Raw genomic sequence first — 26,631 nt, 5'->3', positions numbered from 1 at the left:
ACGTGGTGCCGGCCCCGGCCCTGGAGCGCGATCAGGTCTGGTCGATGGCCGTCAGCGCGAACGACGGCGTGTTGTCGGCCGGGGAGACGTCGGCGAGTTCGTCGATGAACAACTGGGCCCGGAGGTTGAACGAGCCGGTGCCGAGGGCACCGGGCAGGGTGTCCGCCGGAGCGCTGAAGTACACGGTCAGGGTCCGCGACTCGCCCGCCATGAACCTGTGGCCGGGGACCTCGAACCAGGTGCCGGGGAAGCCGTTCGGCTCGAGCCACGGGTCCGTTCCGGTGACCAGGGCCCCGGCGGGAAGGTTCGCCTCGACCTGCAGGAAATCGTGGCCCGCGTCGCCGTTCCAGGTGACGGTGACCCGCATCTCGCCGTGGTATTCCGCACCGGGGAAGGTTCGATACAGCGTCACGTCATGGGCGGTGATGCTGGCGTTGCTGAGCGTGTCCTGGACGTAGGGCACCGGGTTGCGAAGCTTGCCCTTGGTGGACCGGAAGAGCGTGGCGTAGGTGGTGGTGTCGGCGGCGATGCCGCCCGTCTCCGGCAGCACCATGATCTGGCCGCCGTCGACGATCATCGGGTAGTCCCGCGTCCGGGTGAGCACGTGGAATCCGATGCGGACCAGCTGGCTCGCGCCGGGCTCGATGACCGCGCCGCCCCCGCAGTGGATCTGGCGCAGGCCGTTCACCTTCTCGAGGTAGACACAGCCGGCGAGCGGGTCGGTGGTCGTCAGCGAGCCGACCGCCGGCTCGGTGAAGGTGAGGCCGAAGGACTGCGCGGTGGGGCTGCCGTTGGTCACGGTCACCTGCAGCGTGCCGACGTAGCCCCGGTCGGTCGGCTCCAGCACCAGCTGCTGCGCGGTGACGGACAGCGTGTCACTGGACTGGTTCGGCGCTGCGGCGGCCGGCGCCCCGGCCGCGAGCAGCGCAAGCGCGGAGCCGAGCAGGCCGGCCGCGATCCGGCGGCCGATGGGCATGGTGACTGCCATGAAGTTCCTCCCCGTGGTCGGTGTCACGCCGCTGTGGGCGGACATCGACCAGCACGATAACGAGCGAGATCGACTGCGGGTGTCCCCGGTGGACGAAACGGGCCCGGCGACCCGCATCCATGACGAGGGCCCGGAACCCGTGCGGTGCGGTCCCGGGCCCTCGTGGATGGTCAACTCGCGTCGGCCGCCGTCAGAGTGAACGAGGCGAGGTTGTCCGCCGGGTCGGCGTCCGGCACCAGATCCATGCCCCACCGCGTGTCGAGCTGGAAGGTGACCTCGCCGAGGTCACCCGGGACGGTGCCCGGGTCGGCGCGGAGCAGCACGTCGAAGCTGCGCTCCTCGCCGGCCATGAAGCGCCCGCCCGGCACGATGAAGCTGGTGAGGGAGCCCGGCAGGTCCTGCGGGTCGGTGCCCCAGATCTGCACGTCCGCCGGCAGGGTGGGCGCATCGACAAAGAGGAACTCATGCGCGGCGTCACCGGCCCACCGGACGGTCACCGGCAGTCGGCCGTGGTAGCTGCCGTCCGGCTGCCGCACCAGCGTCGCGGCACCCGCCGCGCTGATCGACGCCCGCGCCTGGCTGTCCTGGACGTAGGGCACCGGGTTGCGCAGGGAACCCGAGGTGGAGCGGAAGAGTGCCCCGAAGCTCTCCCGGTCGGCGATCGCCGGGTTGCCGTCGCCGACGTTGACCGAGATCCGGCCCCCGTCCGCGCTCATCGCCACGTTCCGCGGCGTGGTGAGGGCCGCGAAGGCGACCGAGAACGACCGCCGCTCGCCCGGCTTCAGGTTGGGACCGGGCACCGAGCAGCTGATCACCCGCCGGTTGTCCTGCGGACTCCCGTAGCCGCACGGGCTGTCCGGGGACAGGTTGCCGATGGAACCGGCGACCGGCTCGACGATCGTGACGTTGAAGTACGTCTCGGCTGACCCGCGGTTGGTCACCGTGACCGGCAGACTGCCCCGGTAGCCGCGCTCGGTCGGGTCGAGCACCAGCCGGCCCACCGAGACGTCGGCGTCGAGCCGGCCGCCGGCCGGTGCGGCTGTGGCCGGTGCGGCGAACGCCAGCAGCGCCGCGGTCGGGCCGATCAGGACGGCGGCGAGCCGGCGCCTGGTACGTGTGGTCATGTCAAAGTCCTCCCGTGATCCCCGTTGCCGCGACGGGTCGTCCGCCGCGGTGTCGCTGGTAGCACGTTCCGGACCCGGCCTGGGTTGCGATCACATTTGTCAGCAACGCGACGGTCGAGGAGCACCGGTGCCCCGCCGTCGACAAACCCGGAGAACCGCGTACGGCCCGCCGGGTGGTCACCGAGCGGGCCGTACGAGCAGGTCGGGTCAGCGGTAGCGGTAGCGGTCCTCGTTGTTCTCCCAGGACGAGTCCATCAGCGGGTCAGCGTCGGTGCCGATCGGGGCCACCTCGGCGACGCCGGTGCCGGACATGACGCTCGAATCCCGGAGACCGAACCGGAAGGTGCGCAACGCGCCCGGGCCGAGGGGCCCGAATCGGCAGCTGAGGGCATCGTCGGGTGGTGGCGGGCGGTCCTGGCAGGTGGACCAGTCGCCGCCGTCGGCCGTCGCGCCCGGCTGCATCCGCAGATGCACCTCGACCAGGCCGGCCGGGACCCGGCTGAGGTTCCGGACGGTGACCTTGATCGTGCCGGTGCGGGTGCCGTCGGCTTCCTTCGGCCCCCAGGCCAGGTCGCTCGCGGTTACCGACAGGTCCGCCAGATGCGGGTTCGGGCCGAACGAGGTGGGCCCCTCGACCTGGGTGAACCGTTTGCCCGTCCACCGGTATCCGCGCCACTGGCGCTGTGACCAGTCCAGCGACCAGCCGCCTCCGGGGCTGATGTCCGCCATCTCCACCCGGACCGTCCCGCGGCTGGTGACCTGCGTCGTCAGCAGCCACTCCGGCGTCGGTCGGTCGGAACGGGTGACCTGGCCGAGGGTCACGATCCCCCCGGCGGTGTCCCGGTCGAACGCCACCACCTGCGACGGGCCCCGCTGGAAGACGGAGCACCGGAGCAGCGCGACGGTCTCGACCGCACCGTCGCCGTCCACGTCGCCGTAGGCGAGGTCCTCCAGCAGGACGTCGCCCTCGGTCCGGTACCTGGCCGCGATCCGGGTCGGCCCCGCCTTGCACACCGGACCGGGCAGCCAGGCGGGCAGGTCGACCCGGGCGGCGAGGAGCTGTGCTCTGCTGATCCGGCCGTCCGGTGCCGCCGCGGTGGGGCCGGCCGTGCTCGGCGTCGCCGCCGCGCTCGGCGACGGGGCCGGTGACGGGGTGGTCGCCGACGGGGTCGATGACCGGGTCTCGGCCGGTACGGGCGGCGGACCGGAGCGCCGGTCCAGGCCCGCGTTCGCCGCGACCGGGATCGCCACGGCGAGCACCACGGCCGCCGCGGTGGCCACGGCGGTCCGGCGCCGCCGGCGGCGTACGGTCCGGCGCACGATGTCCGGGCCGGCCGGCTGCACCGCTTGGGCGTACGCCGCGCGGAACGCGGCGAACTCGCTGCTGACCAGGATGTCCTCGAACTCACTCATCGTCGTCCACCTCGTTCGTGCCGGCCAGTTGCGCGGCCAGCGCCGCCCGGCCCCGGTGCAGCCAGGACTTGACCGTGCCCTCCGGCACCCCCTCCTGCTGGGCGATCTGGGTGACGGAGAGGTCGGCCAGGTAGTGCAGCACCACCGCGCGCCGCTGGGCGGGCGGCAGCTGGGCCAGGGCGGCGGTCAGGGCCACCCGGTCCGGGTCCGGCCCGGGCACGTGCTCCTCCCGCTGCCGGCGCAGCCAGGCCTGGGCAGTCCGCAGCCGTCGCCAGCGGCTGGTGGCGAGGTTCCAGGCGACCCGGCGTACCCAGGCCACCGGGTCGTCGTAGCGGGACACCCGGGACCAGCGGGCGAACGCCCGGCAGAACGCCTCCTGGACCAGGTCCTGGGCCTGCGACAGGTCCCCGCAGTACGCGGCGAGCTGGAGCGTCAGGGACCGGAAGTGCGCATGGTAGAGCCCGTCGAAGTCGATCGCCTCGGCCCGCTCCGGGCGCTCCGCGGTCCGCTCAGGTGGCGGCTCACCGAGCCGCGGTTCCCTGGTCACCGTCATCTGGTCCTCCCCGTGCGCGTCGCCGCCGACGCGATCGACATCCGTCACACGCATCGACGCCGGCGACGGTTGCGCGGGTTGCCACCTCCGGCGCTGTGGTTGACTGTCACATCGGGGACAGGTGAGGGAGGCCCGAGGTGCAGGTTCCGGCGGTGCTCGGCGAGCCGATCCGGTTCGTGCTGAACTGGGGCCGGCGCTACTCGCTCTGGGTGTTCAACTTCGGGCTGGCCTGCTGTGCCATCGAGTTCATCGCCACCAGCATGGGCCGCCACGACTTCATCCGGCTCGGGGTGATCCCGTTCGCCCACGGCCCCCGGCAGGCCGACCTCATGGTGGTCTCCGGCACGGTCACCGACAAGATGGCCCCGGCGATCAAGCGGCTCTACGACCAGATGCCCGAGCCGAAGTACGTGATCTCGTTCGGCGCCTGCTCCAACTGCGGCGGCCCGTACTGGGACTCCTACTCGGTGACCAAGGGAGTCGACCAGCTCATTCCGGTCGACGTCTACGTGCCCGGCTGCCCGCCGCGCCCGGAGGCGCTGCTGCACGGCATCCTCCGGCTGCAGGAGAAGATCGCCGCCGAGGAGTCCGGCGTCGGCGGGGTGGCCCGCCCCGACCGGCTCGCCCCACCGGTCGACCCGCGGCCCGCGGAGAGCACGCCGCGCCCGGTGGAATCCCTCACCGCGCCGCCGGTCCGCCCGCCAACCGGCTGAGGTGGCGGGGCCGGTCTAGCCTGCGGGCCATGACCCAGTCCGCGGACCAGCGCTCCGCCGTTATCGTCGACGTGCTGACCGAGGAGTTCGGCGCGTCGATAGCGCTCGACCCGGCGGCGTTCCGCCGCAAGTTCCGCAAGATGGCCGCCTCCCCGTTCGCCTTCTACCGGGGCAGTGCGTCACTCTTCTACGCCGACCAGCGCGGCGACTTCGCCAGCGACCGATACCTCGACGACCGGACCAGCCGGGTGTGGATCCACGGCGACCTGCACGCCGAGAACTTCGGCACCTACATGAACGCCTCCGGGCAGCTGGTGTTCAACGTCAACGACTTCGACGAGGCGTACGTCGGGCCGTTCTCCTGGGACCTGAAGCGCTTCGCGGCCAGTGTGGCCCTGCTCGGCTATGCGAAGGCGCTCTCCGATCGGGTGATCGGCGACCTGGTCACCGGCTTTGCCCGGTCGTACCTGACCGAGCTGCGGGCCATCGCGGCCGGCGGGGACGACGCGATCGGCTCGATCACCCTGGAGAACGCCGACGGCGTGCTGCGCCGGGTGCTCCAGCAGGCCCGCCTGAACACCCGGGTGGACCTGCTCGCCGAGCAGACCACCATCGACAACTACGACCGCCGGTTCTCCCTCGGCGACGGCGTCTTCCAGGTCGACGCCGCGACCCGGGAGAAGGTCTGCGCCGCGTTCCACGACTACCTGGCCACCCTGCCGGCGGCGACCGCCCGGCCCCGCCCGGTCGCCGCCAACATCAAGGACGTGGTGCTGCGCAAGGGCGTCGGCATCGGCTCGGCCGGGCTGCCCTCCTACAACCTGCTGCTCGAGGGGCACACCCAGGCGCTGGAGAACGACGTCGTCATCTATCTGAAGCAGGCCCAGGTGCCGGCGGTGGCGCGGCACATCGACGACGAGCGGGTCCGGTCCTACTTCCGGCACCAGGGGCACCGGACCGCCGAGTCGCAGCGGGCGCTCCAGGCGTACGCCGACCCCTGGGTGGGGTTCACCGAGCTGGACGGGGTCGGCCAGCTCGTCGCCGAGGTCTCCCCGTACGCGGCCGACCTGGACTGGGCCGACGTCAACGAGCCTGAGGAACTCGCCGGGGTGCTCACCGACCTCGGCCGGGCGGTGGCCCGGATGCACTCGGTCGCCGACGACGAGTCCAGCCACGATCTGGTCGACTACTCCACCGAGGAGGCGATCGTCGCCGCGGTCGACGCCGACGCGCCGGGCTTCGTCCAATACCTGGTCGACTTCGCGCACGCGTACGGGGTCCGAGCCCGCGAGGACCACCAGCTCTTCGTGGACCTGTTCCGCAACGGCCGGCTGCCCGGCAGCTGACCCTGCGGGCCGGTCGCCGGCTCAGGCCGTGAAGTCCAGCACCACCTTGATGTCGTCCGGTCCGGAGGTGTACGCGTCGGCGTACGCCTCCACCGGCACCCGGCGACTGATCAGCGAGTTCAGCCAGCCCTGGTCGGCCCGGGAGAGGGCCTCGGCGGCCAGTTCCCAGTGCCGCCGGTTGGCGTTCACCGAGCCGAAGACCACGTTGTTCTCCAGCACCAGGTCGCGGTTGAGGGCTCCCGCGTCGAGGTCGATGGTCCGGCCGCCGCTGGACACCCCGGTCAGGCAGACGATGCCGGTCGGCCCGGCCTGGAACATCGCGTCCAGCACCACCACCGGCGCGCCGGTGCACTCCACCACCACGTCCGGCTCGAAGTCCAGCTCGGTCACCTTGGAGGTGTGGTAGGTCGCGCCGAGCGAGCGGACCAGGTCCGGCTTCGGCCCGGTGGTGGCCCGGTCCAGCACGTGCACCGACAGCTCGCGCTGGGTGGCGAGCAGCGCGGCCAGCAGACCGATCGGCCCGGCCCCGGTCACCAGCACGGTCTGCGGCTTCCACTCGGCGCGGCGGCCGATCCGTTCGATGTGGTCCCAGGCCTTCGCCACCACGCTGGTCGGTTCCAGCAGCATCCCCACTGAGGCGAGGCAGGGGTCCAGGCCGACGGCGAACTTCGGCTGCACCCGCCACCGGTCCCGGGCGTACCCGGAGAGTCCCTTGATGCCGTGCTCGGTGTACTGCCCGTTGCGGCACATGTCCCACTCGTCCACCGCACAGTTCGGGCAGGGCACCGGGTCGGGGCGCCGGACGATGCCGGCCACCAGGTCGCCGGGCTGGAGGGTGCCGGTCGGGTCCTCCACCACCCGGCCCAGCGCCTCGTGACCGAGCACCAGCCGCTCCTGTCCGGGCGGCGCCTCCCCGTACGCGCCGGAGATGATCTCGTGGTCGGTGCCGCAGATGCCCACGGCCAGCGCCTCGACCAGGATCGCGCCCTCCTCGGGGGCGGCCTCGGGCCAGTCCTCGGTCAGCTGCAGCGAGTTCGGGACGCCGGGAGTCACAGTCACAGCACGCACCGCTCAATTCTTTCCTGCGGGCGTGGTCTCGGTGTCGAAACCGCCAAGCCGGCCCGGTGCGGCCGGACGAGCCGCCGGGTGCTCGGGCGCGTGGTTGGTGGCGGGCGGGGACCCGGCCACGCCGGGATCGGGCGGCGGGGAGCGGCAGTGCAGCGGGTCAGCTGCCCAGCCTGAGGCGGTCCGTCCACGCCGGTGGCCCGTAGGATCGCGGGCATGACGCCGGAAGAGGTCGGTGACCGGGCGCGCAGCGTGCTCCTGCGGGCGGCCGGATTGGCCGAGGACGCGGTGACCGTCGGGCGCTCGGGTGGCGAGGCGCACGCCCGTGCGACGGTCGACGTACCGCCGGACGCCTGGCAGGACGCGGTGCGGGCCGTCCGCGACGACGCCGAGTTGGCCTGTGACTACTTCGACTGGCTCTCGGCTGTGGACGAGCTGGCCGACGGCTTCGACGTGGTCGCCCACCTGTGGTCGACGAGCCGCCGGCACGGCGTGCTGCTGCGGACGCGGGTGCCGCGACAGGAGCCGCGGCTCGCCTCGGTCGTGGGCATCTTCCCCGGCGCCTCCTGGCACGAGCGGGAGACGCACGAGATGTTCGGCATCCGGTTCGACGGGCATCCGGACCTCAAGCCGCTGCTGCTGCCGCCGGAGTTCGAGGGGCATCCGCTGCGCAAGGAGTTCGTGCTCGCCTCCCGGGTCGCCAAGCCCTGGCCGGGCGCCAAGGAACCGGGGGAGTCGGAGGCGGGCGGCGGTCGCCGGCCGATTCGCCCGCCGGGCGTACCGGCGCCGGGCGAGTGGGGGACGACGCCCACGCCCGCCGGCGCGGCCGGGATGGGCGAGGGCCCGCGCGGGGGTACGCCCGCCCGCCCGGCCCGGGAACGCCCGCCGCGCCCCGCCCCGGGCGAGCGCCCGGCCCGGCCCACCACCGCGGAGCGACCGGCGGGTCCGGCCCGGCCGACACCAGGCGAGCGGCCGACCGGCCCGGCCCGGCAGGAGCCGGCAGACCTGCCAGCGGCCGAGTCCGGGCCGCCCGGCCGGCCGACGCCCGGGGAGCGGCCGACGGGCCCGCCCCGGCAGGAGCCGGCCGCCGAGCCCACGCCCGAGGAGGGGGACGCCTGATGCCCGCCTGGCTGGAGCTGGTCATCCGGGTGGCCGGCGTGCTGGTCGCGTTCCTCACCCTGCCGCTGATCGTCGGGCAGGCCGAGCACAAGGTCATGGCGCACATGCAGGGCCGGCTCGGCCCGATGTACGCGGGCGGCTTCCACGGCTGGGCGCAGCTCGTCGCCGACGGCATCAAGTTCGTGCAGAAGGAGGACGTCACCCCGCGCGACGCGGACCGGCCGGTGTTCCGGCTGGCCCCGGCGGTGGCCCTGGTGCCGTACCTGCTCGCCCTGCTGGTGATCCCGCTCGGCCCGGGTGACCTGGTCGGGCAGCCGCTGGACATCGGCCTGTTCTTCGTGCTGGCCGTGGTCGGCATCGGCGTGCTCGCGGTGCTGATGTCGGCCTGGGCCTCGGCCAACAAGTACAGCCTGCTCGGCGGGCTGCGCGGCGCCGCCCAACTGCTCGGCTACGAGCTGCCGCTGGTGCTGGCCGCCGCGTCGGTGGCGATGGCGGCGGGGACGCTCAGCCTGCCCGGGATCGTCGAGGCGTGGCGGCCGTGGTGGCTGCTCTGGCAGGCGCCGGCGATGGTGATCTTCTTCGTCGCCGGGCTGGCGGAGATCCGACGGCCGCCGTTCGACATGCCGGTGGCCGACTCCGAGCTGGTCTTCGGCTACATGACCGAATACACCGGCCTGCGCTTCGCGTTCTTCCTGCTCGCCGAGTACGTCGGCATCGTGGTGATCGCCGCGCTGACCACCGTGCTCTTCCTCGGCGGCTGGCAGGGCCCGTTCGCGGACGCCCAGTTGGGCTGGCTGTGGACCCTGCTCAAGGTCTTCGCCGTGGCGTTCGTGATCATCTGGCTCCGGGTGTCGTACCCGCGGCTGCGCGAGGACCAGCTCCAGCGGCTCTGCTGGCTGGTGCTCGTCCCGCTGGCCCTCGCCCAGCTCGTCCTGACCGCGGCCGTCCGGCTGGTCATGTGAGGAAGGGCCCCCGCGTGACGGAGGGCCTTTCGACGTCAGTCGATCCGCAGCGGGGTGTGGGCGGGGTCGACCGGCTCGGCCGGCGGCGGGGGCGGGGTGCCGTCGCCGAAGGGGCGACCGCCCAGGGCCTCCCGCCCGTGCGGGGTGAGCCAGCCCGACAGGTCCGGGCCGAGCGGCACGATACCGGTCGGGTTGATGTCCCGGTGCACCTCGTAGTAGTGCCGCTTGATGTGGTCGAAGTCGACGGTGTCGCCGAAGCCGGGGGTCTGGAACAGGTCCCGGGTGTACGCCCAGAGCGCCGGCATCTCGGTCAGCTTCTGCCGGTTGCACTTGAAGTGGCCGTGGTAGACCGGGTCGAAGCGGACCAGGGTGGTGAACAGCCGCACGTCCGCCTCGGTGATGGTGTCGCCGACGAGGTAGCGCTGCCCGCTCAGCCGCTCGCTCAGCCAGTCGAGCCGGTCGAAGAGCCGGCGGTACGCGCTCTCGTACGCCTCCTGGCTGCCGGCGAAGCCGCACCGGTAGACGCCGTTGTTCACGTCCTTGAACACCACCGCGTTGACCTCGTCGATCTCGTCCCGTAGCCGCTCCGGGTACAGCTCCGGCGCGCCCTCGCGGTGGTAGGCGGTCCACTCGGTGGACAGGTCCAGGCTCATCTGTGCGTAGTCGTTGGTGACCACCTGCCCGGTCGGCACGTCCACGATCGCCGGCACGGTGATGCCCCGCTCGTACCCGGGGAAGCGCTTGAAGTACGCCTCGGCCAGCCGCGGAATGCCGAGCACCGGGTCCACCCCGCCCGGGTCCAGGTCGAAGGTCCAGCTCCGGGCGTCGTGGGTCGGCCCGGCCACCGCCATCGAGATCGCGTCCTCCAGCCCGAGCAGCCGGCGGACGATGATCAGGCGGTTCGCCCACGGGCAGGCGCGGCTCACCGCGAGCCGGTAACGGCCGGACTCCACCGGCCAGCCGTCCCGCCCGTCCGCCGTGATCCGGGTGGCGATGTAACGCTGGTCCCGGGTGAACTCGCCGCCCGGCTCGACGTACTTCCCGCCGGTCCGGTTCAGGATCTCCTCGTTGCTCTCCGTCACCGTGCCACCTCGGCTCGCGACTGCGGGGCTCGCAACCCCGGCTCACTCCTCGCGCTCACGCCGCTACCTCCGTTTTCTGTCGCTGTCGGCCCTGTCCCATCATGGTCGTTCCGGGCCGGTCCGGCAGGCTCGGCGCGGGGAGTGGGGGCTACGCTGCCGCGGTGACCGATGTGGAGGCCGTGGCCCGGCGCTTCATCGCCGACGTGTGGAACGCGACCCGCGAGGAGACCGCGTACGAGCTGGTCGCTGAGGACTGCCCGGGGCTGGGCGGGACCGGGCCGGCGGCCGCCCTGGCCTGGCACCGGGACCGCCGGGCGTCGTTCCCCGACCTGCGCTACAAGATCGTCGAGGTGGTGGCCTCCGGTGCGCGGGTGGCCGTGCACTGGCGCGCCGCCGGCACCCAGGCCGGGCAGTTCGGCCCGGTGCCGCCGACCGGCCGGGTGGTCAGCTACTCGGGGGCGACCTTCCTGCGCTTCGACGACAGCGGCCGGATCGTGGACGTGTGGAGCGTCAACGAGCTGTTCCAGGTCCTCCAGCAGCTCGGCGTCGAGGTGCTCCCGCCGGTGTGAGCGCGCCTCGGCCCCGAAACGGTCGGGCGGGCCGGACCGGTGGTGCCGGTCCGGCCCGCCCGGGCCCGGTCAGCGGGTGCCCGCCACCACGGCCGGACCGGTACGGATGTCGGTCCGGACCGGCTTGCAGGTCTCCCCGGTCACCAGGCTGACGGTTTCGACCACCTGTCCCGCGGTGAGGTTGACCGGCGTCGGTCCCAGCGTGCGGTGCAACCGGGCGCCGATGGGCGGCCCGACGTACCAGCACTCCGTACCGTTGATGAGCCGGTAGAGCAGCAGCACCGGTCCGGCCGGGAGCCCGATCCGGGACGGGTCCGTCGTGCTTAGGAAGGCCACCCGGTCCCCGGTCATCGGGTGGTACGCCTCCACCGTGCCCTGCCCTCCAGAGGGGCCCAGGTACAGGGTCCGGATCCGGGCACCCTTCACCAGCACGATGCCCGGCGCGGTCGTCGTGGCACCGGCCGTCACCTGGACGAGGGTCGCCGCGAACCGGTCCGTGGTGTTCCCCGACCAGGCCGGAGCGAGGGCCGGGCCGGAGACCGAGCTCGCGCCGGCGACGTGGACCGGCCACCGGTATGGCCCCAGGCCCTTGATTACGTACCGGCCGGGTGTCTGGTCGGAGTCGTCGTAGCTGCAGCGCTGCAGCGGATTGTCGTAGGTCAGGTCCGGGTGGTTGCCGAAGACCTGCACGCAGGTGTTCACCCCGTCGCCGGACTCGTCCCGCATGCTGCCGGTGATCGAGCCGGCCCGGTCGAGCTTGATCGGCGGCGCGGTCAGGATCCGCCCGGCCCGCAGTGCGTACGCCTTCGCCAGACGCCGGTCGCCGGTGCCGCCGGTCTCGGTGTACCACTGCGCCCCGTACGGTGACGGCGGCAGGACCAGCAGCTGCACCGGTCCGTCCGGGAGCGGCCCGATCCGCACCTGGCCGCTCGCGTCGGAGCAGTAGCCGGTGGACTGGCTGACCTCCTGCCGCAGCGCGGAGGTGACCAGCTTGGCCGACTGGACCGGCCGGACGCAGGCCTGCGGCACCGTCGAGCCGCTGGTCGCGTCCACCACCGTGGTCTCCAGCACGGCGGCCGGCTCCAGCGGGATGGTGAGCCGCGTCGTCTCGCCGCTGACCACCCGCACCGATCCGACCCCCTTCTGCCAGTGGGTGGGGCCGGGCTGGGCGGTGACTCCCTCCAGGCTCGTGCCGGTGGCCCACACCTTCGGGAAGGTGATCCGGCCAGAGCTGTCGGCGCACGCCCGCTCCGCAGCCAGCGAGAGCCGGGCGCAGCCGGACACCGGCGCGCCGGTCACCGCGTCCATCAGGGTGACCTCGATCGCCCCCGGCGCGAGGAGCTGCTCGTCGACCGTGGTGACCTCGCCGTCGGCGACGTGCACGATGGCGCCTTCGTCCAGGACCGTCTTCCCCGGGTGGTACTGGATGTTGCGGTCGAGCGGCTTGACTGCCACCCGGTAGTCGCCGGGCGGCACCCGGTCGAACTGGTACCGCCCGTCGACGGCCTCGGTCCAGGCGGACCAGGAGTTGTCGACGGCGACCACCCGGACCGAGTTGGTCAGCGCGGGGGTCGCGCCCGGGTAGTCGGTGAGCTGGCCGCGTACCGTGCCGCCGCCCGTCCGCAGGGCGACGTCGACCACCACCTCCTTGCCGAACTGCGCGGCATACGCTTGGGCGTTGCGGCTGTCCACCGCGTTCGGCGCCCACTGCTCCGGGAAGCCGTCTGCGCGGATCCGCAGCTTGTACGGATCGTTGGTGGCGACCGTGAGCCGGTAGCGGCCGGTGGCGTCGGCGCACGCCTGCCCGGCCTCATTCCCCTTGAGGCCGGAGAAGGCGGTGACGCAGGCCCCGGCGACCGGCGCACCGGTCGCCGCCGCGGTCACCTTCCCGGTCAGCACGCCACCCTGGAACGTGCTGTTCCCCACCAGGTAGCGCTCGTCGACGGTGGTCGTCGAGCCGGCGGTCACCTCGAAGACCGTGGCAGCGGCGGGGTCGGTCTTGCCGGGCACCCACTGCTTCGGAGGGTAACCCCGAGGGGCGATCCCGAGCCGGTAGGTGCCGACCGGCAGATTCCCGAGCCGGTAGCGGCCGTCGCTGTCCGTCGGGGCCTTGGCCGTCCAGCTGCCGTCCGCTGTGCTGGCGGTCACCTCGGTGGCGTACGCCGGGCTGCCGTCGGGCTGGGTGATCCGGCCACTGAAGCCGCCCGCCGCGACGGGCAGCGCGAGGTCCGCCATGAAGACGCCGTTCGTGGCCTGGGAGGCGAAGATGAAGGTGGCGTTGTAGTAGTCGGGCGCGGACCGCCACCACAGCTCCGCGTGGCCCGTCGCCCGCGCCCGCAGCCGGGGGCTCACGCCGCTGGTCAGGCCGGCGAAGGCGTACCGGCCGCTCTCGTCCGCGCAGCGGGTGGCGAGCAGCCGGTCGGGCGTCTGGTACAGGTCGAGGCAGGCACCGGGCAGCGGTGCTCCCGTGGCCCGGTCGGTCACCGTACCGGTGACGGTGTAGGTCGGCACGGCCTGCGCGGCCGGTGCGCCCGCCAGGACGGCAGCGACGACGGCGGTCGCGGCCAGGGCCCGCGTCCACCTCTTGGTGAGTCTCATTGGGCCGTGGTCCTCCTGGGCTCGTCGGCCGGAGCAGAATTGATGATCAAGAGAAGCTTGGTGCCCGGCGGGCCGGTGGTGTCGGTCCGGCCCGCCGGGGCCGGTCAGCGGGTGCCCGCCACCACGGCCGGACCGGTACGGATGTCGGTCCGGACCGGCTTGCAGGTCTCCCCGGGCACCAGGCGGAGGGTTTCGACCACCTGCCCGGCGGTGAGGACGATCGGGGTCGGTCCCAGGCCCCCGTGCGTCCGCGGCCCGATGGGTGGCCCGACGTACCAGCACGGGGTGCCGTTGGTGAGGACCGCGCGTAGCACGATCGGTCCGGCCGGGAGGCCGGTGAGCGTGCTGCCGGCACCGAGGACGGCACCATAGTCGATCCGGTCACCGGTGGTCGGCTGGTACACCTCCACCTGGCCGATCTGCTTGGCGGTGGTGCCGACGTCCATGCTTCGAATCCGGGCGGCGGGTGGCAGCACGATGGCCGGGACGGCCGTGGTGGTGCCGGCGGTCACCTGCACGAGGGTCGCGTCGAAGCGGTTGGTGGCGTTGCCCGACCAGGCCGGGGCGAGGATGTTCGTCTCGCTGAGAGCCTGCCGGTCCACGTTCAACGGCCAGCGGTACGGGCCGAGACGCTCCAGGGTGTAGCTGCCGGAGCTGCCGGCGCAGGTCCGCAGCGGGGGATAGTTGAGATCCGCGCTCCGGCCGAACGGCTGGAGGCAGCTGCTGACGGCCTTGCCGGACCGGTCGGTGATCCGGCCCGTCAGCGCACCGCCCCGGTCGAGTCGGATCGGCGGCGCGGTCATCGTCTGCCCGACCCGCAGCGGGTACGCCTTCGCGGCCCGCTGGTCACCGGTGCCCCCCTGCTCGGTGTACCACTGGGCGCCGTACGGGGCGGGCGGGATGACCAGCAGCTGCACCGGACCGGACGGCAGCGGCCCGATTCGGATCTTGCCGCTGCTGTCGGAGCAGTAGCCGCCGCCGGACGTTGGCTCCTGCTGGGTGGGGCTGACCAGCAGCTTCGAGGTGCTGACCGGGCGGACACAGGTCTTCGGGGGCACGGAGCCGTCCTTGGCGTCCACGACGCTGGTCTCCAGGGCGGCGCCCGGCTCCAGCGACACGGTCAGCCGGGTCGTCTCACCGCTGACCACCGCGACCGGGTTGACGTCCTTGCTCCAGTGGGTCGGCTTGGGATCGACAAGGATCCGGTCGGGGGTGTCGCCGGTGGCCCACACCTTCGGGAAGATGACCGTACCGGCGTCACCACAGGCCACCTCCTGCGCGGTGACCAGCCGGGCGCAGGCCTTGACCGGCGATCCGGTGACCGCGTCCACCAGCCTGAGCTCGACGGCACCGGGGGGCACGAGCTGCTCGTCGACCGTGGTGACCGCGCCGTCGGCGACGTGCACGATCTTGCCCTCGGCCGCGGTCGCCTTGCCCGGGTGGTACTGGAGGGTACGTTCCAGCGGCTTGACCGCGATCCGGTAGTCGCCCGGCGGCACGTGGTCGAACTGGTACCGCCCGTCGACGGCCTCGGTCCAGGCGGACCAGGAGTTGTCGACGGCGAACACCCGGACCGAGTTGGTCAGCGCGGGGGTCGCGCCCGGGTAGTCGGTGAGCTGGCCGCGTACCGTGCCGCCGCCCGCCCGTAGGGCGATGTCGACGATCTTGTCGGTGTTCCACTGCGGGAAGTACGTGGAGCCGTTGCGGCTGTCCACGGCGTTCGGCGCCCAGTGCGCGGGGAAGCCGTCGGCGCGTACCCGCAGCTTGTAGCCGAGGTTGGTGGACAGACTGGCGAGCCGATAGCGGCCGGTGGCGTCGGTGCACGCCGTCGCGGCGTCCTGGCCGCTGTAGACCGAGACCGCGGTCACGCAGGCGGCCGCGACCGGCGCGCCGGTCGCGGCCCTGGTCACCACGCCGGTCAGCGTGCCGCCCTCGTACGCGGTGTTCGCCGTCAGGTACCGCCCGTCCACCGTGGTCGTGGCGCCCGGGGTGACGTCGAAGACAGTGGCGACGGGCGGGTTACCAGTGCCGGGCAGCCACTGGGTCGACGCCCAGCCCCGCGGACCGATGGCGAGCCGGTATGACCCGACCGGGAGATTGTCGAGCCGGTAGCGGCCGTCGCTGTCGGTCGGCGCCTTCGCCGCCCAGTAGGCAGTCCCGACCGCGATGGCGGTGACTTCGGAGGCGTATGCCGGGCTGCCGTCCGGCTGGGTGATCCGACCGGCGAAGCCACCGACCGCCACCGTCAGCGCCAGGTCCGCCTTGATGGTGGTGCTGCCGTCGGTCGGGTAGCGCAGCTGATCCGCGTTGTAGTAATCAGGCTCAGCGGGCCACCACAGCTCCGCGTGCCCCGCCGCCTGCCCTCGCAGGCGCGGCTGGATTGTGCGAGTCAGGCCGGAGAACGTGTAGCGCCCCTGCTCGTCGGCGCAGCGGGTGGCGAGCAACCGGTCGGGCGTCTGGTACAGGTCGAGGCAGGCGCCGGGCAGTGGTGTTCCCGTGGCCCGGTCGGTCACCGTACCGGTGACGGTGTAGGTCGGCACGGCCTGCGCGGCCGGCGCGCCTGCCAGAACGGCGGCGACGACGGCGGTCGCGGCCAGGGCCCGCGTCCACCTCTTGCTCAGTTTCATTCCCCGTGGTCCCCCAATGCTGGTCCGCCGGAGCAGCATAGATGATCAACAAAGTCCTCGATGTTCCCGTTGAGCTGCCGTGCGGGCGGTCGAGCCGATTGGCGGACAGGTCCACCTGATCGGCGGGAGCGGCACGTCACCCGACCGGTCGACGCCGCGCCGGTCACCCCCGGCGCAGCCAAGAGCCGGGTGGTGGTCGCGCGGGGCGTGGGCACAGGGCAGGATGGGCGGCATGAGCGAGCGGACCGGTGTTCCCGGCGAGGGGCTGGCGAAGGGGTTGGCGGTCACCCTGCGGACGATGACCCGCCGCTCGACCACCCAGCAGTACCCGGACGTCGCCCCCGAGCTGCCACCCCGCTCGCGCGGGGTGATCGCGCTGCTCGAGGAGAACTGCACGGTCTGCATGCTCTGCGCCCGGGAGTGCCCGGACTGGTGCATCTACATCGACTCGCACAAGGAGGAGGTGGCGGTCCCCGGCGCCGCCCGTCCCCGCCAGCGCAACGTGCTCGACCGGTTCGACATCGACTTCTCGCTCTGCATGTACTGCGGCATCTGCGTCGAGGTCTGCCCGTTCGACGCGCTCTACTGGTCGCCCGAGTTCGAGTACGCCGAGTACGACATCAAGGACCTGCTGCACGACAAGGACCACCTCGGCGAGTGGATGGGCACCGTCCCGCCCCCGCCGGCCCACGACCCGCGCGGCGAACCCTCGAAGGAGGAGACCACCGCCGCCCGCAAGGCCGCCGGCCCCGCCCCGCGTCCGGCCCCGTCCCGGGTACGCCCGGAGCCCGGCACCGAGCAGGGCGGAGGCGCCGCGTCATGACCGGTGCGGACGTGCTGCTGGTGGCCCTCGGCGCGGTGGCGGTCGGCGCCGGCGCGCTGGTGGTGGGCACCCGGCACCTGGTCCGGGCCGGCCTCTGGCTGGTGGTCTGCCTGGGCGCGCTGGCCGGCGACTACCTGGTGCTCACCGCCGAGCTGGTGGCCTGGGTGCAGGTGCTGATCTACGTCGGCGCGGTGGTGGTGCTGCTGCTCTTCGCGGTGATGCTGACCAGGGCCCCGATCGGCGCCTCCGACGACCTGGACCGGCCGGGCTGGCCGGCCGCGCTGATCGGCGGCGGCAGCGGGTTGGGGCTGGCCGTGCTGCTGGTCCACGCGTTCCGCTGGTCCCGGGTCGACCTGCCCGCCGCGGGCACCGCCGACCGCCTGGGCGAGCAGGTCTTCCGCTCGTGGGTGCTGCCCTTCGAGCTGCTCTCGGTGCTGCTGCTCGCCGCCCTGGTGGGCGCGATCGTGCTGTCCCGCACCGACATCGGCCGGCCCGGCGCGCCCGGCGCCCAACGCCGACCGGCGGACGGCCCGCCGGCCCGGCCCGAGCCGGCCGGTGTGGTGGCTGACGAGGGCGGGCGCGCGTGAGGCCGGTCATCCCGTACGTCACCGCCGCGCTGCTGTTCGGCCTCGGCGTCTACGGCGTGCTGCGCCGCCGCAACGCCGTCCTCGTGCTGATGGCCGTCGAGCTGATGCTGAACGCGGTGAACCTGATCCTGGTCACCGCCGACACCACGGTCCGGGCCCAGCTGCCGCACTCCGGCCAGGTCTTCGCGCTCTTCGTGATCGTGCTCGCCGCCGCCGAGATCGGCGTGGGGCTGGCCATCGTGCTTCAGCTCTACCGGCTGCGGGCCAGCGTGACCGTCGACGACGTGCCGTTGACCGAGGTGTCGGTGCCCGTGCCTGCCGGCGCGACGGTCGAGCGGCCCACCGGCCCGGCGGGCCCGCCGTCGGGCGGGCCGGCCACCGACGCCCCGGAGGGGGAGAAGTGACCGGACTGCTCGCGGCGGCGCTGCCGGGCGTACCCCTGCTGGTGGGTCTGGTCGGGTTGCTGCTGCCGCCGTCGCCCAGGGGCGCGGCGACCGGAGAGGACCGGGCCCGGCGGGTGGCGATCGCGCTCGGCGTGACCGGCGCGGCGCTGGCGCTGCTGGCGGCGGTGGCCCTGCTGGTCCGGGTGGACCGCCCGGTCGAGGGCGCCACCACCTGGATCGACCTCGGCGGACTGACGGTCACCCTCGGCTACCGGCTGGACGGGGTGGCGGTGCTGGTCGCCACGGCGGTGGCCGCGGTGGCCCTGGCCGTGCAGGTCTACTCGATCGGCTACCTGAAGCGCGGGCCGCACGACGACGTCGAGGTGGACCACCGCTACCCGCCGTACGCGGCGCAGATCAGCCTGTTCACCGCCGCGATGCTGACCGTGGTGGTCTCCGGGGACCTGATCCTGCTGCTGGTCGGCTGGGAGGTGATGGGCCTCTGCTCCTACCTGCTCATCGCCCACGACCGGCGGCTGCCCGAGGCGCCGGCCGCCGCGGTGAAGGCGTTCCTGGTCACCCGGGTGGGGGACGTCGGCTTCCTGCTCGGCATCGCGCTGCTGGGCGTCGGCGCGGGCAGCTTCCGGATCGCGGACGTGCTGGCCCACGACTACTCCACCGCGACGCTCACCGCCGCGTGCCTGCTGCTGCTCGCCGGGGTGGCGGGCAAGAGCGCCCAGTTCCCGCTGCACACCTGGCTGCCGGATGCGATGGCCGGTCCCACCCCGATCTCCGCGCTGATCCACGCCGCCACCATGGTCGCCGCCGGCGTGTACGCGGTCGCCCGGCTCTTCCCGCTGTTCGAGCGGGCCCCGATCGCGCTGGCCGTGCTCGGGGTGATGGCGGCGATCACGCTGCTGCTCGGCGCGTTCGCGGCCACCGCCCAGGACGACATCAAGCGGGTGCTGGCCTGGTCGACGGTCTCCCAGATCGGCTACATGACCGGGGCGCTCGCCGTCGGCGCGCCCGCGGCGGCGCTGTTCCACCTGCTCACCCACGCCGCGTTCAAGGCGCTGCTCTTCCTCGCGGCCGGCGCGGTGATCCACGCCGTCGGCACCACCCTGATGTCCCGGATGGGCGGCCTCCGGACGGCCATGCCGGTGACCTTCTGGTGCACGGTGATCGGCCTCGGCGCGCTCGCCGGGCTGCCGCCGCTGTCCGGCTTCTGGAGCAAGGACGGCGTGCTCGCCGCCGCCGAAGCCGCCGCGCTGGAGGGCGGCGGCCCGAGCTACGCCTGGGTCGGCTGGCTCGTCTGGCTGGCCGGGCTGCTCGGCGTCGCCGTCACCGCCTGGTACGCCACCCGCCTGCTGCTGCGCGCCTTCCTCGGTACGTCCCGACTCCCGCTGGCCCATCCGCACGACCCGCCGGCGGTGCTGCGCTGGCCGGTGCTGCTGCTCGCGGTTCCCGCCGCACTGCTCGGGCTGGCCGCCTTCGCGCCGTGGTTCGCCGACCGCCTCCGCGAGCCGGCCGACCGCACCGGGGAGGCCGTCGAGCTGGTCCACCTCGCGCCGAACCTGCTGCTGCCGCTGGTGTTGCTGCTGGTCGGGGCGGGCGTCGCCTGGGCCGGCTGGCGTCGCGACCCGGCCGCCGACCCGGCCCGCTTCCTGGGTCCGCTGCGGCCGGCCTTCGCCCGGGCGTTCCGGCTCGACGACGTCCAGCACGCCCTCGTGGTACGCCCGACGACCGCGCTCGCCCGGGCTGTGCGTACCGGTGACGAGGTCGGGGTGGACGGCCTGGTGGAGGGGAGCGGCCGGGCCGCCGTCGAGTTGGGCGGCGGGCTGGCCGCCCTGCACCGGGCGGCGCTGCCGCGCGCGGCGGCCGGCGTGCTGGCCGGCGCCCTGCTCATCGGCCTCGCCGTGGCACTGATCGGGGTGTTGCCGTGAGCGCGAGGAGTGAGCCGGGTTTGCGAGCCCCGCAGTCGCGAACTGAGGGGGCGTCGGTGAGCGCGAGGAGTGAGCCGGGTTTGCGAGCCCCGCAGTCGCGAGCGGAGAGGCCGCCGGCATGAGTTTCGGAGAGTTCCTGCTGGTCGCGGTCCTCGCGCTGCCCGCGCTGGGCGCGGTCGCGGCGGCCGCCACCCCCGGCGACCGGGCCGGGCGCCTGGTCGGCACCGCCGCCGCGGCGCTGACCCTGCTCGCCGCGCTGCCGCTCCTCGGTGGGGACCACGGCTGGTTCGGCTACGGGCCGTCGCCCGCGGTGCAGCCCTGGCATCAGCTCGACCTGCCCTGGGTGCCCGGCCTGGACCTGCGCTTCCACCTCGGGGTGGACGGGATCTCCTGGCCGCTGGTGGTGCTGACCGCGCTGCTCACCCTGCTCTGCTGCGGCTACACGCTGTGGCGGGTGCCCGAGGGCGGTGGCAGCGGCCGGGCCCTGGTCGCGCTGCTGCTGGTGGTCGAGGTGGGCATCCTGGGCACCTTCCTCGCCCTCGACCTGGTGCTCTTCTTCCTCTTCTTCGAGGTCGTCCTCCTCCCGATGTACGCGATCATCGCCGGTTGGGGTGGCGAGGACCGGCGGCGGGCGGCCCGCAAGTTCGTCCTCTACACCCTCTTCGGTTCGGTGCTGCTGCTGGTCGGCGTCTACGTGGTGGTCGCCGCCGCGGGCACCGCCGACCTGGTGGCGCTGACCGGCGGGTCCGGGCTCTCCCGGGGCACCCAGCTCGCCGCGTTCACTCTGCTGGCACTGGCGTTCGCGGTGAAGAGCCCGCTCTGGCCGCTGCACTCCTGGCTGCCCGATGCGCACACCCAGGCGCCCACCGTCGGCAGCGTGATCCTCGCCGGGGTGCTGCTCAAGATGGGCACGTACGGCCTGATCCGGGTGGCGGTCGGGGTGGCCCCGGAGGGCGCCCGTTGGGCCGCCCCGGTGCTCGGGGTGCTCGCCGTGGCGGCGATCCTCGTCGGGTCCCTGGTCTGCCTCGCGCAGGACGAGTTGAAGCGGCTGATCGCGTACTCCAGCGTGGGGCACATGGGCTTCGTGCTGCTCGGGGTGGCCACGCTCACCGCCACCGGCCTGCAGGCCGCGCTGATCGGCAACATCGCGCACGGCGTGATCACCGGGCTGCTCTTCTTCCTGGCCGGGGCGATCAAGGACCGTACCCACACCGGGTCGCTCGCGGACCTGTCCGGGCTGCGCGAGACGGCGCCCCGGCTGGCCGGGCTGCTCGGCTTCGCGGCGGTCGCCTCGCTGGGGCTGCCCGGACTGGCCGGATTCTGGGGCGAGGCGTTCGCCGTGATCGCCGCGGTCCGGCGCGGTGGCGGGCTCTGGACCACGCTCGCGGTGCTGGCCGCGCTCGGCGGGGCGCTGACCGCCGCGTACTTCCTGCGGCTGCTGCGCCGGGTCAGCCACGGGCGGCCCAGTCCGGCGGTGGGGCGGCTCGCGCCGGGGCTGGCCGGGGCGGAGCTGACCGCCTGGGCACCGCTGGTGCTGCTCGCCCTCGCCGTCGGCCTGGCCCCGGCCCTCGTGCTGTCCTACGCCACCGGCCCGGTCAACGCCCTGCTGGCGGTCTTCGATTGAGCGCGGGGAGTGCGGCGGAGCGGAGCCCCGCAGTCGCGAACGAAGGTGAGCCCGGATGAGTCTGGTGCAGAGCGTGGATCACGTGGCGCTGCTGCCGGCGTACCTGGCCGCCGGCACCGCCGTACTCGTGCTCCTGGCCGACCTGCTGGTGGCGCGGGCCGCCGTCACCGTGGCCGTCGCCGCCACCGGCGCGGCGGCCACCGCGCTCGGCGCGGCCCTGGTCGGTACGGGGGACGAGCGGCGCACCTTCTGCGTCGGCCCTGACTGCTCGTACGTGTTCGGCGGGCGGGCGGCCCTGGTCGCGGCGGTCGTCGCCCTGCTCACCCTCGGCGTGCTGGCGTTGTCGGGTCCGCTGCTGCGGGCCGGCCGGATTCCGGTGGGGGAATACTGCTTCCTGCTCGCCTGCGCGATGACCGGCGGCGTGCTGCTCGGCGCGGCCGGCGACCTGATCACCCTGGTGGTGGCGCTGGAGACGCTCACTCTGCCGCTCTACGTCCTGGTCGGGCTGCGCCGGGGCAGCTTGGCCGGTGCCGAGGCGGCGGTCACCTTCTTCGTGGTCAGCGTGGTGGCGACCGCCCTGACCCTGCTCGGCGCGGCGCTGCTCTACGCGGTGACCGGCAGCCTGCACCTGGACCGGCTCGGCGCCACCCTCACCGCCAGCGCCGAGGTCCGCGATCTGCCGCTCACCACGGTGGCCGTGGCGCTGGTGGTGGTCGGGTTGGCGTTCAAGGTCGCCGCGGTGCCGTTCCACGCCTGGGCCCCGGCCACCTACGACGGCGCGCCGCTGCCGGTCGCCGCGTACCTGTCGACGGCGTCGAAGCTGGGCGGGGTGGTGGCCCTGCTCGCGGTGGTGCAGCGCGCCCTGCCGGCCACCGTCACCGGGCCGGTGCTCGCCCTGCTCGCCGTGCTCACCATGACCGTGGGCAACCTGGTGGCGCTGCGCCAGCGGCGCACGGTCCGGCTGCTCGCCTGGTCCTCGGTGGCCCAGGCCGGCTACGTCCTCGCCCCGCTGGGCGCGTTGGCGCTGGCCGCCGGCCGCACCGCCGACGCCCGCACCGCGGCGTACGCGGCGGCCGTCGCCTATCTCGTCTTCTTCGTGCTGCTGGAGCTGGCCGCCTTCGCGGCGGTGGTCGCGCTGCGGCCGGCGGACGGCGACGGCGGCACCCTCGCCGACCTGCGCGGGTTGGCTCGCCGCCACCCGTGGGTGGGCGGGGCGTTCGCGCTCGCGCTGGTCGGGCTGGCCGGGCTGCCGCCGGGGCTGGCCGGCCTGTTCGCCAAGGTGACCGTGGTCCGGGCCCTGCTGGCCGGGCACGCCGGTTGGCTGGCTCTGGTGGTGGCGGTGAACGCGGTGCTCGGCCTGGCCTACTACCTGCGCCTGGTGGCCACCCTCTACGCGGCACCCGGCGCGGCCACCGCCCGGCCGGCCCGGACGGTGGTCGCGGCCCTCGGGGTGGCCACCGCCCTCGCCGTGATGGTGGGCTTCGCGCCGCAGCTCGTGCTGGACCTGGCCGCCCGCTGAGCGGCGGTTTGTCCCTCGGTGCCCAGCCGGCACAGCCGTCGCACAGGAATCCTCAGCCAACTTTCAGTAATGGGCGGGATGGTTGACGGGTACCGGTGGTGTTGAACCGGTCAGCGGGCCCCGCGTGGATCCGCGCACCGAAGGAGCGATCGTGCATCACAACCGTCTCAAGACCGCAGCACTGCTCGGCCTGTTGACCTCGCTGATCCTCGCGGTCGGCTATTGGTTCGGCGGGAGCGGTGGCCTCGTCATCGCCGTCGTCGTCTCGTTGCTGATGAACGGCGTGACCTACTTCTACTCGGACAAGCTCGCACTGCGCTCGATGGGGGCGCAACCGGTCAGCGAGGCACAGTTCCCCGAGCTGTACCGGATGGTCCGTGAGCTGTCCACCCAGGCGGGCCAGCCGATGCCCCGCCTGTACGTCAGCCCCACCGCCCAGCCCAACGCCTTCGCGACCGGGCGTAACCCGCAGAACGCGGCGGTCTGCGTGACCCAGGGGATCGTCGAGATCCTCGATTACCGCGAGCTGCGCGGCGTGATCGGGCACGAGCTGTCCCACGTCTACAACCGGGACATCCTGATCTCCAGCGTGGCGGCCGGTCTGGCCGGCATCATCACCATGCTGGCCAACATCGCCTGGTTCATCCCGCTGGGCTCCTCCGACGACGAGGACGGCCCGAACCCGGCGGTGCTGCTGCTCACCCTGATCCTCGGCCCGATCGCGGCCACCCTGATCCAGTTGGCGATCAGCCGGAGCCGCGAGTACCAGGCCGACCAGTCCGGCGCGGAGCTGAGCCGGGACCCGCTGGCCCTGGCCAGCGCCCTGCGCAAGATCCACATGGGTACGCAGATGCGCCCGCTGCCGCCGCAGGGCCAGCTCACCAGCACCGCCCACCTGATGATCGACAACCCGTTCAAGCGGGGTGGCGGCATCGCCGCCATGTTCGCCACCCACCCGCCGATGGAGCAGCGGGTGGCCCGCCTGGAGCAGATGGCCCGCAGCGCCGGGCCGGTGCAGTTCCAGCGCTGACCGCGCTCGTCTCCGCCCGCGTCCCCGCCGGGACGCGGGCGGAGCCGTCTTCGGCCCCGCCCTGCCGGGCGATGTGAGCGAACCGACCATCCCCACCGCGAGTCGCGGCGTTAGGGTCAAAGGGGCTTCCGCTCATTACCTGTCTCCCCCCGGAGGTGCCTCCTTGGCCGCACTGCGCCAGTACCTGGGCGTCTGGCGGGTCCCCGGTGCACCGATGCTGCTGATCCTCGGCATCATCGGCCGCCTCGGGATCGGCATGACCCCGCTCGCGCTGCTGCTCGTGGTCGAGGCGGTGACCCACCGTTACTCCCTCGCCGCGGTCGCCGGCGGCATCTACGCGCTCGCCGGCGCCGCGCTCAGCCCGATCGCCGGGCGGATCGCCGACCGGGTCGGCCCCACGCCGGTGCTGCTGGCCACCGCGGTCGCCCACCCGCTCGCCCTCTTCGGCCTGCTCGCGGCCAGCCGGTCCGGGGCAGGCAACCTCGCCCTGATCTACCTGGCCGCCGGCACTGCGGGGGCCACCTACCCGCCGCTGACCGCTGCCATCCGGGGCGCCTGGAACGACCTCACCGCCCCCGCCACCGGCCGGGCCCACCTGCGCAACACCGCGCTCGCCGCGGAGACCTCACTCTTCGAGATCGTCTTCGTGCTCGGCCCGCTGCTGGTGGCCGGCTTCGTGCTGGCCGCCGACGCCGCCGCCGCGCTGGTCGGGTCCGCCGTGGTCACCCTGGTCGGCACCACCGCCGTCGCACTCGGCCGGGTGATGCGCGGCTGGCGTCCGCACCCGCAGGAGCACCAGGCGAAGGGCCTCGGCCCGCTGCGGGTCGGTGGCTTCCCGGCCCTGCTGCTCTGCGTCGCCAGCCTGGGCATCGCCTTCGGCGCCGCCGGCGTGATCGTCCCGGCCTTCGCCGGGCAGGCCACCGCCGACGACCCGGAGAGCCTGGCCGGGGTGCTGCTCGCCGTCTGGGGCATCGGCAGCGCGGTCGGGGGTTTCTGGTTCGGGGTACGCCGACCGGCAGTCAACATGACCCGCCAGTTCGCCTGGCTGCTCGGCGCGGTGGCGGCCAGCTTCGCCGTGTACGCGGTGATGCCGGCCCCGCTGGCGCTCGGCATCGCGCTGGTGCTCGGCGGGGCCACCATCGCCCCGGCGCTGACCCTGGAGAACACCCTGGTCGGCCGGATCGCCCCGGCCGGCATGCTGAACGAGGCGTACACCTGGGTGGTCACCATGTCGGTGGCGGCGAGCGCGGCCGGGGGATCGGTGGCCGGGCTGATCGTCGACCACGCCGGCGGCGTGCCCTGGGCCTTCCTGTTCGCCGGGGCAGCCGTCGCCGTCGGGGCCGCCGTCGCCGCACTGCCCGCCGGCCCCATCGCCCGCGCCGAGGCCACGGCCGTACGCGCCGAGCACGCGGCGGTCGCCGCCTGAGCGGTCGACCCTCGCGGGGATCGAAGCGGCGCCAGGCGGGTACAGCGCTGGCATGTTCGTCTTCTTCTCGAACCGGATCGGCTGCGTCGGCTCGATCCTGATCAGCGCGATCGTGACGGTGATCCTGCTGCTGATCTTCACCCGCTGAGCGGATCCGCTCCGCTATTGCTCGCCTGATATTGGACAGGTTGCGGCATTCCGGCGGGTCGGACGGCGCGACATCCGGGATCTGGTGCCGCTGGCGGCCGCCGATTCGGGCGCGGCGGTGTACGGCGGGCCGGCCGGCCCCGGAGCGGGGCCGGCCGGGATGCTCAGCGGTAGTTGGTGAACTGAAGGGCGACCCCGAAGTCCTCGCCCTTGAGCAGCGCGATGACGGCCTGGAGGTCGTCCTTCTTCTTGCCGGTGACCCGCAGTTGGTCGCCCTGGATCTGCGCCTGGACGCCCTTCGGGCCGTCCTCCCGGATCTTCTTGCTGATCGCCTTGGCCTTGTCCGAGTCGATGCCCTGGATCACCTTGGCGTCGATCTTGAAGACCTTGCCTGAGGAACGCGGATCGCCGGCGTCCAGCGACTTGAGCGAGATGTTCCGCTTGACCAGCTTCTCCTTGAAGACGTCCAGGGCGGCCCGGACCCGCTCCTCGGTCTCCGCCTGGAGGCTGATCGCCTCCTCCCCCGACCAGGAGACCTCCGCGCCGGTGCCGCGGAAGTCGAACCGCGTCGCGAGCTCCTTCTCCGCCTGGCGGAGGGCGTTGTCGACCTCCTGCCGGTCGACCTTGCTCACGATGTCGAAGGACGGGTTCGCTGCCATGCTCATGCTCCTGCTGTCCGGCGGTCTGTCCTGTTCCGTCCCCCGCTGACCAGCGGTGGGACCCCCTGACGGTACCCGGTTGCGGCGGCCCGGGGGGCAACCGCTATCCTTGCTACCGCTGCCGCGCGATAGCGTGGTGGTAACGCCCTGGCGGGTTGCCCGAGCGGCCAATGGGAGCGGACTGTAAATCCGTCGCGAAAGCTACAGAGGTTCGAATCCTCTACCCGCCACCAGGGATCGGCAAGGCCCTCAACCTACGGAAACGTCGGTTGGGGGCCTTCGTCGTCTCCTACCCGTGATGATCGTTGTCGCCCTTGGTCATCCGTCGGGC

At 73.3% G+C, this 26,631-nt stretch carries 21 protein-coding genes, 1 tRNA gene and 2 pseudogenes; 14 read left to right on the top strand and 10 right to left on the bottom strand.

The annotated features are described in order from the left end of the window. Positions 1 to 31: 31 nt before the first annotated feature. The 4 genes from ABZ783_RS15945 to ABZ783_RS15930 form a co-directional block, all read right to left on the bottom strand. Positions 32 to 988 carry a hypothetical protein gene (locus tag ABZ783_RS15945; RefSeq protein ID WP_357438290.1) on the bottom strand — a complete coding sequence of 319 codons (957 nt, stop codon included), beginning with the start codon at positions 986 to 988 and terminating at the stop codon, positions 32 to 34. 170 nt (positions 989 to 1,158) lie between these two features. Then, a complete protein-coding gene (locus tag ABZ783_RS15940) occupies positions 1,159 to 2,112 on the bottom strand; it encodes a hypothetical protein (protein ID WP_357438288.1) in 954 nt (317 codons plus the stop codon). A gap of 207 nt (positions 2,113 to 2,319) precedes the next feature. After that, a complete protein-coding gene (locus ABZ783_RS15935; protein WP_357438286.1) occupies positions 2,320 to 3,525 on the bottom strand; it encodes a hypothetical protein in 1,206 nt (401 codons plus the stop codon). Then, entirely contained in the window at positions 3,518 to 4,078 is a 561-nt protein-coding gene (locus ABZ783_RS15930) for a SigE family RNA polymerase sigma factor (RefSeq protein WP_357438283.1), read from the bottom strand. The genes ABZ783_RS15935 and ABZ783_RS15930 overlap by 8 nt, the downstream gene beginning before the upstream one ends. 137 nt (positions 4,079 to 4,215) lie before the next feature. Between ABZ783_RS15930 and ABZ783_RS15925 the strand changes: the two genes are divergently transcribed. Together ABZ783_RS15925 and ABZ783_RS15920 are read left to right on the top strand one after the other, a co-directional pair. Then, positions 4,216 to 4,791 carry an NADH-quinone oxidoreductase subunit B family protein gene (locus tag ABZ783_RS15925; protein ID WP_357438280.1) on the top strand — a complete coding sequence of 192 codons (576 nt, stop codon included), beginning with the start codon at positions 4,216 to 4,218 and terminating at the stop codon, positions 4,789 to 4,791. A 29-nt stretch (positions 4,792 to 4,820) separates the two neighbouring features. Beyond that, the gene (locus ABZ783_RS15920) at positions 4,821 to 6,137 is read left to right on the top strand and encodes a DUF2252 domain-containing protein (protein ID WP_357438277.1); all 1,317 of its coding nucleotides are present in this window, start codon (positions 4,821 to 4,823) and stop codon (positions 6,135 to 6,137) included. Positions 6,138 to 6,158: 21 nt separating this feature from the next. Here ABZ783_RS15920 and ABZ783_RS15915 read toward each other — a convergent pair whose 3' ends face one another. Then, a complete protein-coding gene (locus ABZ783_RS15915) occupies positions 6,159 to 7,205 on the bottom strand; it encodes a glucose 1-dehydrogenase (protein ID WP_357438274.1) in 1,047 nt (348 codons plus the stop codon). A 213-nt stretch (positions 7,206 to 7,418) separates the two neighbouring features. On the opposite strand from ABZ783_RS15915, the pseudogene ABZ783_RS15910 reads away from it, so the two are divergent. Further along, positions 7,419 to 8,003: pseudogene (locus ABZ783_RS15910) on the top strand (NADH-quinone oxidoreductase subunit C); the annotation flags it as partial. A gap of 317 nt (positions 8,004 to 8,320) precedes the next feature. Next, positions 8,321 to 9,283 (top strand): NADH-quinone oxidoreductase subunit NuoH, encoded by a 963-nt coding sequence (gene nuoH, locus ABZ783_RS15905; RefSeq protein ID WP_357438271.1) that lies wholly within the window; start codon positions 8,321 to 8,323, stop codon positions 9,281 to 9,283. 35 nt (positions 9,284 to 9,318) lie between these two features. Here nuoH and ABZ783_RS15900 read toward each other — a convergent pair whose 3' ends face one another. Further along, the gene (locus tag ABZ783_RS15900; protein WP_357438267.1) at positions 9,319 to 10,365 is read right to left on the bottom strand and encodes a glutathione S-transferase C-terminal domain-containing protein; all 1,047 of its coding nucleotides are present in this window, start codon (positions 10,363 to 10,365) and stop codon (positions 9,319 to 9,321) included. Between the two features lie 161 nt (positions 10,366 to 10,526). On the opposite strand from ABZ783_RS15900, the gene ABZ783_RS15895 reads away from it, so the two are divergent. Continuing rightward, complete coding sequence (locus ABZ783_RS15895; protein ID WP_357438264.1) at positions 10,527 to 10,934, top strand: ester cyclase; 408 nt, start codon at positions 10,527 to 10,529, stop codon at positions 10,932 to 10,934. A 69-nt stretch (positions 10,935 to 11,003) separates the two neighbouring features. On the opposite strand, the gene ABZ783_RS15890 is transcribed toward ABZ783_RS15895, so the two are convergent. Both ABZ783_RS15890 and ABZ783_RS15885 read right to left on the bottom strand, forming a co-directional pair. Continuing rightward, on the bottom strand, positions 11,004 to 13,532 hold the full coding sequence (locus ABZ783_RS15890) for a carboxypeptidase-like regulatory domain-containing protein (protein ID WP_357438260.1): 2,529 nt from the start codon (positions 13,530 to 13,532) through the stop codon (positions 11,004 to 11,006). A gap of 104 nt (positions 13,533 to 13,636) precedes the next feature. Then, entirely contained in the window at positions 13,637 to 16,159 is a 2,523-nt protein-coding gene (locus ABZ783_RS15885) for a carboxypeptidase-like regulatory domain-containing protein (RefSeq protein ID WP_357438257.1), read from the bottom strand. Between the two features lie 223 nt (positions 16,160 to 16,382). On the opposite strand from ABZ783_RS15885, the gene ABZ783_RS15880 reads away from it, so the two are divergent. The 8 genes from ABZ783_RS15880 to ABZ783_RS15845 all read left to right on the top strand — a co-directional run bounded on the left by ABZ783_RS15880 (position 16,383) and on the right by ABZ783_RS15845 (position 25,494). Continuing rightward, on the top strand, positions 16,383 to 16,982 hold the full coding sequence (locus ABZ783_RS15880) for an NADH-quinone oxidoreductase subunit I (RefSeq protein WP_073837322.1): 600 nt from the start codon (positions 16,383 to 16,385) through the stop codon (positions 16,980 to 16,982). Further along, positions 16,979 to 17,569 carry an NADH-quinone oxidoreductase subunit J gene (locus tag ABZ783_RS15875; RefSeq protein ID WP_357438254.1) on the top strand — a complete coding sequence of 197 codons (591 nt, stop codon included), beginning with the start codon at positions 16,979 to 16,981 and terminating at the stop codon, positions 17,567 to 17,569. Before ABZ783_RS15880 ends, ABZ783_RS15875 begins: the two co-directional genes overlap by 4 nt. Beyond that, complete coding sequence (gene nuoK / locus ABZ783_RS15870; protein ID WP_357438251.1) at positions 17,566 to 17,973, top strand: NADH-quinone oxidoreductase subunit NuoK; 408 nt, start codon at positions 17,566 to 17,568, stop codon at positions 17,971 to 17,973. Before ABZ783_RS15875 ends, nuoK begins: the two co-directional genes overlap by 4 nt. Beyond that, on the top strand, positions 17,970 to 19,895 hold the full coding sequence (locus ABZ783_RS15865; RefSeq protein WP_357438248.1) for an NADH-quinone oxidoreductase subunit L: 1,926 nt from the start codon (positions 17,970 to 17,972) through the stop codon (positions 19,893 to 19,895). Before nuoK ends, ABZ783_RS15865 begins: the two co-directional genes overlap by 4 nt. Positions 19,896 to 20,013: 118 nt before the next feature. Continuing rightward, the gene (locus ABZ783_RS15860; protein WP_357438246.1) at positions 20,014 to 21,519 is read left to right on the top strand and encodes an NADH-quinone oxidoreductase subunit M; all 1,506 of its coding nucleotides are present in this window, start codon (positions 20,014 to 20,016) and stop codon (positions 21,517 to 21,519) included. 55 nt (positions 21,520 to 21,574) lie between these two features. Then, positions 21,575 to 23,038: a proton-conducting transporter membrane subunit gene (locus tag ABZ783_RS15855; RefSeq protein WP_357438243.1), complete on the top strand. Its 1,464-nt coding sequence runs from the start codon at positions 21,575 to 21,577 to the stop codon at positions 23,036 to 23,038. Between the two features lie 151 nt (positions 23,039 to 23,189). Beyond that, entirely contained in the window at positions 23,190 to 24,068 is an 879-nt protein-coding gene (gene htpX / locus ABZ783_RS15850) for a zinc metalloprotease HtpX (protein ID WP_357438241.1), read from the top strand. Between the two features lie 163 nt (positions 24,069 to 24,231). Then, a complete protein-coding gene (locus ABZ783_RS15845) occupies positions 24,232 to 25,494 on the top strand; it encodes an MFS transporter (protein ID WP_357438238.1) in 1,263 nt (420 codons plus the stop codon). Positions 25,495 to 25,546: 52 nt separating this feature from the next. Here the strand turns inward: ABZ783_RS15845 and ABZ783_RS15840 are convergent. Both ABZ783_RS15840 and ABZ783_RS15835 read right to left on the bottom strand, forming a co-directional pair. Further along, positions 25,547 to 25,645 (bottom strand): annotated as a pseudogene (locus ABZ783_RS15840) (DUF1275 domain-containing protein); the annotation flags it as partial. A gap of 160 nt (positions 25,646 to 25,805) precedes the next feature. Further along, positions 25,806 to 26,300 (bottom strand): YajQ family cyclic di-GMP-binding protein, encoded by a 495-nt coding sequence (locus tag ABZ783_RS15835; RefSeq protein WP_357438236.1) that lies wholly within the window; start codon positions 26,298 to 26,300, stop codon positions 25,806 to 25,808. Positions 26,301 to 26,449: 149 nt separating this feature from the next. Between ABZ783_RS15835 and ABZ783_RS15830 the strand changes: the two genes are divergently transcribed. Continuing rightward, positions 26,450 to 26,533, top strand: a tRNA-Tyr gene (locus tag ABZ783_RS15830). Positions 26,534 to 26,631 lie beyond the last annotated feature (98 nt).

Source organism: Micromonospora sp. NPDC047738 (assembly GCF_040642675.1).
GTDB lineage: Bacteria > Actinomycetota > Actinomycetes > Mycobacteriales > Micromonosporaceae > Micromonospora.
This window is presented reverse-complemented; position numbering and strand designations above follow the sequence as displayed.

What these genes read in the sequence shown, in the direction of transcription:
- ABZ783_RS15860 (WP_357438246.1), top strand. Translation starts at nt 20,014, where the DNA reads ATGAGTTTCGGAGAGTTCCTGCTGGTCGCGGTCCTCGCGCTGCCCGCG.
- ABZ783_RS15885 (WP_357438257.1), bottom strand. Translation starts at nt 16,159, where the DNA reads ATGAAACTGAGCAAGAGGTGGACGCGGGCCCTGGCCGCGACCGCCGTC.
- nuoH (WP_357438271.1), top strand. Translation starts at nt 8,321, where the DNA reads ATGCCCGCCTGGCTGGAGCTGGTCATCCGGGTGGCCGGCGTGCTGGTC.
- ABZ783_RS15875 (WP_357438254.1), top strand. Translation starts at nt 16,979, where the DNA reads ATGACCGGTGCGGACGTGCTGCTGGTGGCCCTCGGCGCGGTGGCGGTC.
- ABZ783_RS15855 (WP_357438243.1), top strand. Translation starts at nt 21,575, where the DNA reads ATGAGTCTGGTGCAGAGCGTGGATCACGTGGCGCTGCTGCCGGCGTAC.
- ABZ783_RS15890 (WP_357438260.1), bottom strand. Translation starts at nt 13,532, where the DNA reads ATGAGACTCACCAAGAGGTGGACGCGGGCCCTGGCCGCGACCGCCGTC.
- ABZ783_RS15935 (WP_357438286.1), bottom strand. Translation starts at nt 3,525, where the DNA reads ATGAGTGAGTTCGAGGACATCCTGGTCAGCAGCGAGTTCGCCGCGTTC.
- ABZ783_RS15945 (WP_357438290.1), bottom strand. Translation starts at nt 988, where the DNA reads ATGGCAGTCACCATGCCCATCGGCCGCCGGATCGCGGCCGGCCTGCTC.
- ABZ783_RS15930 (WP_357438283.1), bottom strand. Translation starts at nt 4,078, where the DNA reads ATGACGGTGACCAGGGAACCGCGGCTCGGTGAGCCGCCACCTGAGCGG.
- ABZ783_RS15940 (WP_357438288.1), bottom strand. Translation starts at nt 2,112, where the DNA reads ATGACCACACGTACCAGGCGCCGGCTCGCCGCCGTCCTGATCGGCCCG.
- ABZ783_RS15920 (WP_357438277.1), top strand. Translation starts at nt 4,821, where the DNA reads ATGACCCAGTCCGCGGACCAGCGCTCCGCCGTTATCGTCGACGTGCTG.
- ABZ783_RS15880 (WP_073837322.1), top strand. Translation starts at nt 16,383, where the DNA reads ATGGGCGGCATGAGCGAGCGGACCGGTGTTCCCGGCGAGGGGCTGGCG.
- ABZ783_RS15835 (WP_357438236.1), bottom strand. Translation starts at nt 26,300, where the DNA reads ATGGCAGCGAACCCGTCCTTCGACATCGTGAGCAAGGTCGACCGGCAG.